Raw genomic sequence first — 11,828 nt, forward strand, 5'->3', positions numbered from 1 at the left:
GAAAGCCGAACCAACCCGGGAATCCTACGGACGTCTTCCCCACCAGGACGTGTTCATGGCATCCGTTCACCTCGGATGCGGCCCGAATCACACCTTGCCGATGCCCAGCGTCGTCTCCGACGGCAGCAGCCCGGAGCCGATCGCCGCCACCCACAACGGCCCCAGCAGCTCCACGAGCCGCTCCCGCTCCTCATCCCCCAGCGCCCGCCACGGGGCGGCCGCCGCCTCGTCCGTGCGCCGCTCGACCTCGGCGCGCAGTACCCTGCCCGCCTCCGTCGCCGTACCGTCGTCCGCCAACAGGCCGCGCTTCAGCAGGCGTTCGCGGGCCTGCGACCACTCCTCGTCGCTCCATCCCCGGCTCACGAACACCTCCGGGCGCGCCGCGCCGATGGCGGCGAACGAGACCAGTGCCTCGACCGGGTCGAGCTCCGCGCCGACGAGCGCCGCGAGATGGCCGTCGCCGCGGTGTTCACGCAGGACGGTCGCCGCCTGCCAGAGCGCGAGGTGCGGTTCGTCCGGCCAGGGCAGTGCGGCGTTGGCGGCGGCGAGCGGGCGGCCCGTCGTGTCGGCGGCCTGCGCGGCGCGCCGCACGAGCGCGGCGACCTCGGCCGTCTCCGGAGCGGTGGCCGCCTCCCCCAGCAGCGTCCGGTACGTACGGTCGACGGCCCGGCGCCGGGCGGCGAGCACCGCGTCGGGCGAGGCGACGGACCAGACGGCCGGGACGTACTCACCCACCATCCGCGGACTGAAGCTGTAGAAGGTCTCCGTGACCCGGCCGGCCCCGGCCTCCCCGAGCGGCGCCGCCCGCCAGGCGAAGTAGCTCGGCCAACGCTCGTCCGTGCGGTATCCGAGCGCGGCGGCCTCCCCGAAGGCCTCCGGCGCGTAGTAGAGAACAGCGTGCAGGGGCTCCAGCAGGTGCCACATCTGCCGTACGCGACCCAGTTCGTCGGACATGTCTTCGCCTTCCGCAACAGCTTCAATCTTGTCACTGACTAGATATCCAGCGGCACCCAGGGTGCACCTCGCCCCGTGAACTTGTCAATGACTAGATTCTGCGTACTGTGCTGTCCATGAGCAGCGACCGCACCTACCACCACGGCGACCTGCGGCGGGCCGTCCTCGCCGCCGCCCTCGACGTCATCCGCACCGAGGGCCCCGCCGCACTCAGCCTGCGCGATCTGGCCCGCCGGGCGGGCGTCTCCCACGCCGCCCCCGCCCACCACTTCAAGGACCGCACCGGCCTGCTCACCGCCATCGCCACCGAGGGCTACGGGCTCTTCGCCGACGCCCTCGCCGACGCGCCGGACCTGCGGGAGCGGGGCGTGCGGTACGTACGGTTCGCCGCCGAACACCCGGCCCACTTCCAGGTGATGTTCCAGCCGGACCTCTACCGCACCGACGACCCGGACCTGCTCGCGGCGAAGGAGCGGGCGTCGGTGGAGCTGCGTGCAGGCGTCACCGAACTCCCCGTCGCCGGACGCGGCGACGACGCCCGGCTCGCGGGCGTGGCCGCCTGGTCCCTGGCCCACGGCTTCGCCACCCTGCTGCTCAGCGGCAATCTGGCCGGGGCGGTGGGCGACCGGGATCCGGAGGAGGTGTTCAGGGGGCTCGCGTACCTGCTGTTCGCGCCGGACGGGTCGTGATTCGACCGGGGCGCAGCACCAGCACCTGGAGGCCGCTCACCCGGCCTGAACTCGTACTGCAAGTCGACGACCGCGGCCGAGCCGACGCCCCTCACGACCTCGGAATCGCCGTACCCAACTCCCCTTCCACGCCGACCGGTTCACATCCCGCCACCGACTGTCCGCCGGTCTTGCCGGAGGCGGGGCGCGGGCCAGGATCCGGTGCGGGGCCGGATCGCAGATCGGCTTCGGGTGCAGGCACTTCGGACGCCGTTCCTGCGATCACCTTCCTCGGCTCGAAATTCGGGAAGGACCATTGCCGGCGGGTCAACGAGGTACCGGTCGATTGTCGTCATCCGCGTCACCGGCCGTGTCCGCAGTACTGATCAGGGCCAGGGAGCGAATGCCTGGTATCGGTGAGGGCAGCAGCCAGAGCAGTGACAGGGCTCCTCCGACCGCGGCGATGAGGAGAGTCGCCCTCAGACCGACGAGAGTGGCGAGCAAGCCGCCGACGACGGCACCGACGGGGCGTATGCCGTAATTGATCGTGCTGTACGCACCCGCGACACGGCTGCGCAGGCGATCGGGGATCACGGCTGCCTGGAGCGAGTTGAGGTTGACGTCGAACAGCATGACGCCGAAGCCGGAGAAGAACTCCGCTGCGGCCAGCGCCCCGGCGCGGAGCCAGAGAGGGCCGTCCGCAGCGGCAGCGATGGCGATCGGTGCGGGGAACAGCACGGCGCCCACGACGATGCTGCGCCCCACACCGAGCCGCCGCGAGATCATGGGAGCGGACACAGCGCCGAGCAGGGCACCGGTCGCACCGACCCCCAGCGCGATGCCGATCACCCCTGCGGACAGGCCGAGGCTCCGGCTGGCGAACAGCACGATCAGCCCACTGCCCGCGACAAAGGTGAAGAAGTTGACGGTCGCCGCACAGCCGAGAGCGGCCCGCAGCACCGGGTGACGCACGACGAACGCAAGGCCCTCCCTGGCACGTCGCAACAGCGAAGGTGCGGCCGTGCCGGTGGCGACTTCCGGTGGTTCCTCGACCGAGACCCGGCCGATCAGAACCGCTGACGCCAGGAAGGTCAGGGCATCCACCACGATGGCGACGGGTGCGGTGAGCGTCTGGATCAGAGCGCCGCCGATCGCGGGGCCGGCCACATGGGAGACCGAACGGCTTGCACTGAGCTTGCTGTTCGCGTCGACGTAGGAAGCGCGCGGTACGAGTCGTACGAAGAACGGTGGATAGGCGGTGTTGAACAGCACCCCGGCAGCGCCCGCCAGCATCGCCACGGCATACAGGTGCGTGAGCGTCACCGCCCCCAGCACGTAGGCCGTCGGCAGGCTCAGCAGTACTGCGGCGCGCAGGAGGTCGGCGAGGATCATCAGACGTCGTTTGCGGGCCTGCTGATCAACCCAGGCCCCCAGGAAGATCGCGAGCAGGTTGGGGGTCCATATGAGTGCGGTCAGCCACGCCACCTGATTGGCCGAAGCGTTCAGCGCGTTGACCGCGATCAGGGGCAGGGCCAGTTCGGTGATCCGGTCGCCGAACTGTGAGATCGAATTGCCGGCCCAGAAGCGGGAGAACCGCCGATCCCGCCACAGCGATATCGCAGGCGGTCGATCCGCGCCGTTCATGACGTCTGCCCGGTCTGCTCCTCGCCCTGCTCCCCGTCGCCTTCCGGCAGGACGTAGCGCATCAGCAGGACGCCACAGCTGTCGGCGGGACGGTCGGCCGGGTCCCGGGTGACGTACGGCGCGAGAACGCGCTCGATCCCGTCCTGGATGGCGGCGAGTTCCTCGGCGGAGACCATGACGCGGGTGTTGGCCAGTCCGGCGGGCCTGCGCCATGCCGGATCGAGTCCGGGCTCGACCTCGGCAGCCCAGCGGCCCGGGAGGTCTGCGTAGCGCAGGAACATCTGCCGCGAGAGTTCGCGCGCGGCCGACCGGCCCTCCTCGTCCGCCGGGTCCTGCGACTCCTCGAACCGGAAGCCTCGCGCCACCGCCTCCCACCGCCGGCGTCGGCGGTCCGGTCCGGGCTCACTGTCACGGACCAGCCCGAAGGTCGCCAGGTGGCGCAGATGCCAGCTGGTCACCGACGGCGTGGCCCCTACGTCCGGTGCGAGCTCGGTCGCGGTCGCCGGCCCGTTCCGGTGCAGGTGGTCAAGGATCGCCAGCCGCACCGGATGCGCCAACGCCCGCATCGCTTGCGGATCGGTGATCTCGATATCGCCCATGCGATTACTGAAGCCCATAACGTGAGAGCATCCTCTCACAATTCGTGAGAGTCAACTCTCACATCGATGGCGTTCATCCAGCCGCCATGGGCAGCTACGGGTTCGACGTCGAGGACCGCGCCCCGCTCGCCCCCCGGACCATGAGTTTCTACGGCCGTCAACGCACGCTCGCGAACCTGGAACGCCGCATGCTGCGCATCCGCGAGGACGGAACCGGGCAGCTGCTTGCGGCGGCCCCTCTGCCGGCGGTGTGTCCGGCAGGCGTCGAGGATGGCGTACGCCCGGACCTGACACTCACCCCTGGGGATTTACCGGCCGCCTGGGCGCACATGAGCCGCCTGGCGCACAAGGGGAGCTCTCCTCCGCGACATTGCTCCTCGGCGCACACCATGGCACCCGACCGCACGCCCGTCACACCGGGTCGCCCCTCACGACCCCAGGATCGTCGTGAGGAACTCCCCCGTCCACGCCAGCAGTTCGCGGCCGACGACCGGCTTGCCGCCCACCTTGCCGGTGGTGGGGCGGGGGACCAGGATCTGGTGGACGGCCGGCTTGATGACCGTCCTCGGGTAGAGGCGCTTGAGGCGGAGCTCCTGCGATTCGCGCAGTTCCACCGGGGCGAACCGGATGTTCGGGCCCTGGAGCACGATCTCGCCGACGCCGCAGGCGCGGGCCAGCATGCGCAGGCCGGCGACCAGGAGGAGGTTCTCGACCGGTTCGGGGAGCTTGCCGTAGCGGTCGGTGAGTTCCTCGCGGACCGCCCTGATGTCGTCCTCCGTATTGGCGGAGGCGATGGCGCGGTACGCCTGGAGGCGCAGCCGCTCGCCGGGGGCGTAGTCGTGGGGGACGTGGGCGTCGACCGGGAGCTCGATCTTGACCTCCAGGGGCGGCTCCTCCTCCACGCCGCCTTCGAGGGAGGCCCGGTAGTCGGCGACCGCCTCGCCCACCATGCGTACGTACAGGTCGAAGCCGACGCCCGCGATGTGACCGGACTGCTCGCCGCCCAGGAGGTTTCCGGCGCCGCGGATCTCCAGGTCCTTCATCGCCACGTACATGCCCGCACCCATCTCGGTGTGCTGGGCGATCGTGGCGAGGCGCTCGTGGGCCGTCTCGGTGAGCGGCTTCTCCGGGGGGTAGAGGAAGTACGCGTAGCCGCGTTCGCGGCCACGGCCGACGCGGCCGCGCAGCTGGTGGAGCTGGGAGAGGCCGAAGTTGTCGCCGCGCTCCACGATCAGGGTGTTGGCATTGGAGATGTCGATGCCGGACTCGACGATCGTCGTGGAGACCAGGACGTCGAACTTCTTCTCCCAGAAGTCCACCACCACCTGCTCCAGGGCCTGTTCGGACATCTGGCCGTGGGCGGTGGCGATCCTCGCCTCGGGGATGATCTCCCGCAGCCGCGCGGCGGCCCGGTCGATCGACTCGACGCGGTTGTGGATGTAGAACGCCTGGCCCTCGCGGAGCAGTTCGCGGCGGATGGCCGCGCCGATCTGCTTCTCCTCGTACGGACCCACGAAGGTGAGGACCGGGTGGCGCTCCTCGGGCGGCGTGGTGATCGTCGACATCTCGCGGATACCGGTCACGGCCATTTCGAGCGTACGGGGGATGGGCGTCGCGGACATGGTGAGGACGTCCACGTTGGCGCGGAGCTTCTTCAGCTGCTCCTTGTGCTCGACGCCGAAGCGCTGCTCCTCGTCGACGATGACCAGGCCCAGGTCCTTGAACCTCGTCTCGGAGGAGAAGAGGCGGTGGGTGCCGATGACCAGGTCGACGGAGCCCTCGCGGAGTCCTTCGAGAGTCGATTTGGACTCGGCCTCGGACTGGAAGCGGCTCAGCGCCCTTACGTTGACCGGGAATTGGGAGTAGCGCTCGGTGAAGGTGCCGTGGTGCTGCTGGACCAGGAGGGTGGTGGGGACGAGAACGGCGACCTGCTTGCCGTCCTGGACCGCCTTGAACGCCGCCCGTACCGCGATCTCCGTCTTGCCGTAGCCGACGTCGCCGCAGATCAGCCGGTCCATCGGGACGGACTTCTCCATGTCCTCCTTGACCTCGGCGATGGTGGAGAGCTGGTCGGGCGTCTCCGCGTACGGGAAGGCGTCCTCCAGCTCGCGCTGCCAGGGGGTGTCGGGGCCGAAGACATGGCCGGGCGCCGCCATCCGGGCCGAGTACAGCTTGATCAGGTCGGCGGCGATCTCCTTGACGGCCTTCTTGGCGCGCGCCTTGGTCTTCGTCCAGTCGGCGCCGCCGAGCCGGTGCAGGGTGGGGGCCTCGCCGCCGACGTACTTGGTGACCTGCTCCAGCTGGTCGGTCGGGATGTACAGGCGGTCGCCGGGCTGGCCGCGCTTGGCGGGGGCGTACTCGACGAGGAGGTACTCGCGGGTGGCGCCCTGCACGGTGCGCTGCACCATCTCGATGTAACGGCCGACGCCGTGCTGTTCGTGGACGATGTAGTCGCCGGTCTCCAGCGTCAGCGGGTCGATCGTCTTGCGGCGGCGGGCCGGCATCCGGCCCAGGTCCTTGGTGGCGGTGCGCTGCCCGGTGAGGTCCGTCTCGGTGAGTACGGCGAGCTTCAGCTCAGGGTCGACGAAGCCGTGGTCGATCGCGCCGCAGGAGACATGGACGACGGACGGGGCGATCTCCGCCAGGTCCGGATCGAGGCGGGCGGCGATGCCCTCGCCGCCCAGCAGCTCGACGGTGCGGGAGGCGAGGCCCTGGCCCTCGGTGACGTACACGGTGCGCCAGCCGTCGGCGAGCCGGCCCTTGGTGTCGGCGAACGCGCGGGCGGTGTCGCCGCGGTACGCCTCCGGGGCGTGCATGCCGAGCTTGAGCGTGTCGTCGTCCTGGTCGGCTTCGTCCGCGGCGAACGGGGAGACCGACCACCACATCATCTCCAGCTCGCGGGCCCGGTCCCGGACGTCCGCGATGCCCCACAGGGAGGCCGCGCCGACGTCGATCGGGGCCTCGCCGCCGCCCGCGGTGGCCGCCCAGGACGCCTGGAGGAACTCCTGGCTGGTGGCGACCAGGTCGGCGGCCCTGGTGCGGACCCGCTCCGGGTCGCAGACCAGCGCCATCGAACCCTTCGGCAGCACGTCGAGCAGCAGCTCCATGTCGTCGACGAGGACCGGGGCGAGGGACTCCATGCCCTCCACCGCGATCCCCTCGGCGATCTTGCCGAGCAGCTCGCCCAGCTCCGGGTGCTGTTCGGCGAGGGCGGCGGCCCGCTCCCGCACCTCGTCGGTGAGCAGCAGCTCGCGGCAGGGCGGCGCCCACAGCCCGTGCTCGGCGATCTCCAGCGACCGCTGGTCGGCGATCTTGAAGTAGCGGATCTCCTCGACGTCGTCGCCCCAGAATTCCACCCGAAGGGGGTGCTCCTCGGTCGGCGGGAAGACGTCCAGGATGCCGCCCCGTACGGCGAACTCGCCACGCTTCTCGACCAGTTCGACCCGGGAGTACGCGGCTGCCGCGAGCGCGTCGACCGTCTTGCCGAGGTCGGCGCTCTGTCCGATGCGCAGCACCACGGGTTCCAGGTCGCCGAGCCCCTTGACCTGCGGCTGGAGCACGGAGCGGATCGGCGCGACGACGACGGAGACCGGCCCGGTCTCCGGGTCGTCCTTCCTCGGGTGCGCCAGCCGCCGCAGCACGGCGAGGCGGCGGCCCACGGTGTCCGAGCGGGGCGAGAGCCGCTCGTGCGGCAGGGTCTCCCAGGACGGGAACTCGGCGATCGTGTCCGGCGGCAGCAGGGTGCGCAGCGCGGCCGCCAGGTCCTCGGCCTCCCGGCCGGTCGCGGTGACGGCGAGCACGGTCCGCCCGGTCTCGCGGGCCAGCGCGGCGACGGCGAAGGGGCGGGCGGCGGGCGGACCGACGAGGTCGACGTGCATCCGGTGGCCGTCGCCGGCGGCCTTCACCGCTTCGGAGAGTGCCGGGTCACGTACGACGACATCCAGCAGACCGTGCAGGCTCATGAAGGGCTTCCGTCCGGGTAACGAGGGCGAGGTCCGACAGCCGGCTGCTGCCAGGGGCAACACGAAGAGCAACGCGAAGGGCAACGCGAAGCGCCCGACACGTCGCTCGCACGTACCGGGGGTTCCCAGCGTACGACTCCGCTGTGACAGCCGCGCCCGCAATCCGGCCCGGCGGGGCGCCCTGGGGCGACGTCCCGGACGCACGAATCCGGCCCCGGGGTGTTTGGAGGAACACCCCGGAGCCGGATCAGGTCATCCTACGTCGGCCGCCGCCCGCGCTAATCCGTGGCGATCGCGTTCAGGACGTTCATCCGGCCCGCCCGGAACGCCGGGACCAGGGCGGCGAACAGGCCGACGAAGGCCGAGGCGACGAAGACCGTGAGGATCGTCGGCCACGGGATCTCCAGGACGCCGAGGCCCTCCAGGGCCAGCAGCTTCTGGGCCGCGGTGCCCCAGCCCATGCCGAGGCCGAGGCCGAGCAGGGCTCCGAAGACCGCGATGACCACCGACTCCAGGCGGATCATCCGGCGCAGCTGGCGGCGGGAGAGGCCGATGGCGCGCATCAGGCCGATCTCCCTGGTCCGCTCGACCACCGACAGGGCCAGGGTGTTCACCACGCCGAGCACGGCGACGATGATCGCGAGCGCCAGCAGGCCGTAGACGATGTTCAGCAGCTGGCCGATCTGGTCCTTCAGCTGCTGCTTGAAGTCGGCCTGGTTCCTCACCTCGTACTGCGGGTACTTGACCAGGGCGCTCTTGAGTGCGGCGTACGCCTCCTTCTCCTTGCCGTCCGCCGCCTTCGCGAACATGATCAGGTTCGCCGGCAGGGTGTCGGCGGGGACGTACCGCGCGGCGGTCGTGATGTTGATGTACATCGCGCCCTTGTCGATGTTCACGTCGTCCGAGGTGATCGCGGCGACCTTCAGCTTCGCGGTCTCGCCGCCCTTGAACGCGACGGTCATCCGGTCACCGACCTTGACGCGGTGCTCGGTGGCATACGTCTCGCCGACCGACATCGCGTCCTTGCCGTACGCGTCGGCCAGCTCGCCGGAGACCGTCTCGCGGCGGACGTCGTCCTTGTACGTGGGGTCGACGGCGGTCAGGCCCTCGTTCCCGGTGGTGCCGTCGGGGGCGGTGAGCGAGGCGCCGACGGACTTGTACGAGGTGACGTGCTCGATGTCCCCCGCCGCCGCGACGGCCTTCGCCGCCTGGTCGACGATCAGCCCGCCGCCGCCACCGGCCGGCTGGACGATGAAGTCCGCGCCGACGGACTTGTCGAGTTCCTCGGTGGCCGAGGCGACCATGGAGGAGCCGACGACCGAGAGGCAGGCGACCAGGGCGAGACCGACCATCAGGGCGGCGCCGGTCGCTCCGGTGCGGCGCGGGTTGCGCAGGGCGTTGCGCTCGGCGAGCCGTCCCACGGGGCCGAACATCCGCAGCATGACCGCGCTCAGCACCCGGACCACGAAGCCGGCCAGCAGCGGGCCGATCACGATGAAGCCGATCAGGGTGAGGAGCACGCCCGCGCCCAGGAGGAGAGAGCCCTGGCCCGACTCGTCGGCCTTCGTCGCGGCGAGGAGCGCGGCGCCGCCGGCGAGCGTGAGGACCAGGCCGATCGCGGCCCGGACCCGGCCCGCGCCGCCGTCCGCCGGGGTTCCGGCTTCGCGCAGGGCGGCCATCGGGGAGATCTTCCCGGCCCGCCGGGCCGGGAAGTACGCGGCGACGACGGTGACGACGATGCCGAGCACGAGGCCGACCACGGGGGTCGTCCAGGCGACGGTGAGGTCCTCGGTGGAGAGCTCCATGCCCATGGCACCCATGAGCTTCATCAGGCCGACGGCGAGGCCGACCCCCGCGCCGACGCCGAGGAGCGAGCCGACGATGCCGAGGAACAGCGCCTCGATCAGCACGGACCGGTTGACCTGCTTGCGGCTGGAGCCGATGGCCCGCATCAGGCCGATCTCGCGGGTGCGCTGGGCGACCAGCATCGAGAAGGTGTTGACGATCAGGAAGATTCCGACGAGGAGGGCGATCCCGGCGAAGCCGAGCATCGCGTACTTCATGACGTCGAGGAAGGAGCCCATCGAGTCCTTGTTGGACTCCGCCGCCTCCTTCTGTGTCTGGAGCTTGTACGCGGCGGTGTCGCCGAGCACCGTGGCGACGTTCTTCTTCAGCTGCTCGTCGGCCACGCCCGCTTCGGCGGTGACGGAGACCAGGCTGAAGACATCGGGCCTGCCGAGCAGCTTCGTCTGGGCGGTGGTGGTGTCGAAGTAGACGACGGCCGCACCGGGGTTGGTGACCTTGAAGGTGGCGATGCCGCTGATCGCGGCCTTGATGTCGCCGTTGGCGGTGATGGTGCGCAGTTCGTCGCCGAGCTTCAGGTGGTGCTTGTCGGCGGTGTCGGCGTCGACCATCACCTCGGTCGGACCGCGCGGTGCGTGACCGGAGGAGATCTCCATCGAACGCAGGTCGTTCCTCGTCCAGTTGCCCGCGATCGTCGGGGCGCCCGTGGTCGAGCCCATGTTCTTGTCGTGGCTGTCGACGACGGTGACGGACATGCTGGAGACCGCGCCCTCGGCCGCCTTCGCGCCGGTGGCCTTCGCGATCTGCCCGACGGCGGACGCGGGGATCGTGACGGGCTTGCCGTTGTCCGGGAGCCGGTCGTCCTCCCCGGGCGCCTTCGGGCCGACCGTGACATCGGCCGAGGTCGCGGCGAAGAGCTTGTCGAACGTGGTGTTCATGGTGTCGGTGAAGACGAGCGTGCCGCACACGAACGCCACCGACAGCAGGACCGCGACGGCGGAGAGCGCCATGCGTCCCTTGTGGGCGAAGAAGTTCCGCCTCGATGTCTTCCAGACGGTCATGACGTCCGCCCGCGCGAGTCGAAGTCCTTCATCCGGTCGAGGACCTGGTCGGCCGTCGGATTGTGCATCTCGTCGACGATGCGCCCGTCGGCGAGGTACAGCACCCGGTCCGCGTAGGAGGCGGCCACCGGGTCGTGGGTGACCATGACGATGGTCTGGCCCAGCTCGTCGACCGACCTGCGCAGGAAGCTCAGCACCTCGGCGCCGGCCCGCGAGTCCAGGTTCCCGGTGGGCTCGTCACCGAAGATGATCTCCGGCCGGGCGGCGAGCGCCCTGGCCACCGCGACGCGCTGCTGCTGGCCGCCGGAGAGCTCGGTGGGCCGGTGCTTCAGCCGCTCGGCGAGACCGACGGTGTCCACGACCTGCCGCAGCCAGGCGGCGTCGGGTCTGTGGCCCGCGATGTCCATCGGCAGCGTGATGTTCTCCAGCGCGTTGAGCGTGGGGAGCAGGTTGAACGCCTGGAATATGAAGCCGATCCGGTCCCGGCGGAGCTGGGTGAGCTTCTTGTCCTTGAGCCCGGTGATCTCGGTCTCGTCGAGGAAGATCTGCCCCGAGCTCACGGTGTCCAGACCGGCCAGGCAGTGCATCAGGGTCGACTTGCCGGAGCCGGACGGACCCATGATCGCCGTGAACTGCCCGCGGACGATGTCCACGTCGACATGGTCGAGTGCGACGACCCGGGTCTCGCCCGTCCCGTACGCCTTGACGACCTGCCGCGCTCGCGCAGCGACGGCCGTTCTCCCACCCGCCACCCGACCACCGCCCCTCATCGAGGCGCTACGCGCCGCACCTTCCCCTTCGTCCCCGTGCCGGGGAATGGTTACAGCCGTTGTCATGGTTTATCTCCTATGTCGGTCAGGGTTCGGGATGTGCCGGCGCACGTCCAGAGTCTGGTGTCGGAAGAGGGGTGGCGCACTGGTGCCCAGCACAGTCCTCGGGTGGGGTTTTCCTCACCCCCGCCCCCGGGTTTCCGCCCGCTTCCGCGGTGGAATTCAGCCGCTTTTCGCGGTGTAGGAACACGCTAAGGAACGGGCCCCCGACACCACGTCCTCCGCCGGGAGGAACCACCCCTGGGCAGATGTAAGGAGCTCCCCCTAAGGGTCTCGACCCCTGGGTGGAGATGTGTGTCAGGGGCTG

Annotated in this window: 7 protein-coding genes; 1 reads left to right on the forward strand and 6 read right to left on the reverse strand. The window is 70.4% G+C overall.

The features are described 5' to 3' along the window. Positions 1–87: 87 nt before the first annotated feature. Positions 88–954 (reverse strand): SCO6745 family protein, encoded by an 867-nt coding sequence (locus OG978_RS16695; RefSeq protein ID WP_326765988.1) that lies wholly within the window; start codon positions 952–954, stop codon positions 88–90. 116 nt (positions 955–1,070) lie between these two features. Between OG978_RS16695 and OG978_RS16700 the strand changes: the two genes are divergently transcribed. Continuing rightward, positions 1,071–1,643 (forward strand): TetR/AcrR family transcriptional regulator, encoded by a 573-nt coding sequence (locus tag OG978_RS16700; protein WP_326765989.1) that lies wholly within the window; start codon positions 1,071–1,073, stop codon positions 1,641–1,643. A gap of 306 nt (positions 1,644–1,949) precedes the next feature. Here OG978_RS16700 and OG978_RS16705 read toward each other — a convergent pair whose 3' ends face one another. From OG978_RS16705 to OG978_RS16725, 5 genes are all read right to left on the reverse strand, one after another. Then, on the reverse strand, positions 1,950–3,266 hold the full coding sequence (locus OG978_RS16705) for an MFS transporter (RefSeq protein WP_326765990.1): 1,317 nt from the start codon (positions 3,264–3,266) through the stop codon (positions 1,950–1,952). Beyond that, on the reverse strand, positions 3,263–3,883 hold the full coding sequence (locus OG978_RS16710) for an ArsR/SmtB family transcription factor (protein ID WP_326765991.1): 621 nt from the start codon (positions 3,881–3,883) through the stop codon (positions 3,263–3,265). Before OG978_RS16710 ends, OG978_RS16705 begins: the two co-directional genes overlap by 4 nt. Positions 3,884–4,293: 410 nt before the next feature. After that, a complete protein-coding gene (gene mfd / locus OG978_RS16715; protein ID WP_326765992.1) occupies positions 4,294–7,827 on the reverse strand; it encodes a transcription-repair coupling factor in 3,534 nt (1,177 codons plus the stop codon). Between the two features lie 278 nt (positions 7,828–8,105). Continuing rightward, positions 8,106–10,691: an ABC transporter permease gene (locus OG978_RS16720; RefSeq protein WP_326765993.1), complete on the reverse strand. Its 2,586-nt coding sequence runs from the start codon at positions 10,689–10,691 to the stop codon at positions 8,106–8,108. Then, positions 10,688–11,527, reverse strand: a complete 840-nt coding sequence (locus OG978_RS16725; protein ID WP_326765994.1) for an ABC transporter ATP-binding protein — start codon at positions 11,525–11,527, stop codon at positions 10,688–10,690. Before OG978_RS16725 ends, OG978_RS16720 begins: the two co-directional genes overlap by 4 nt. Positions 11,528–11,828 lie beyond the last annotated feature (301 nt).

It is taken from the genome of Streptomyces sp. NBC_01591 (assembly GCF_035918155.1).
Lineage (GTDB): Bacteria > Actinomycetota > Actinomycetes > Streptomycetales > Streptomycetaceae > Streptomyces.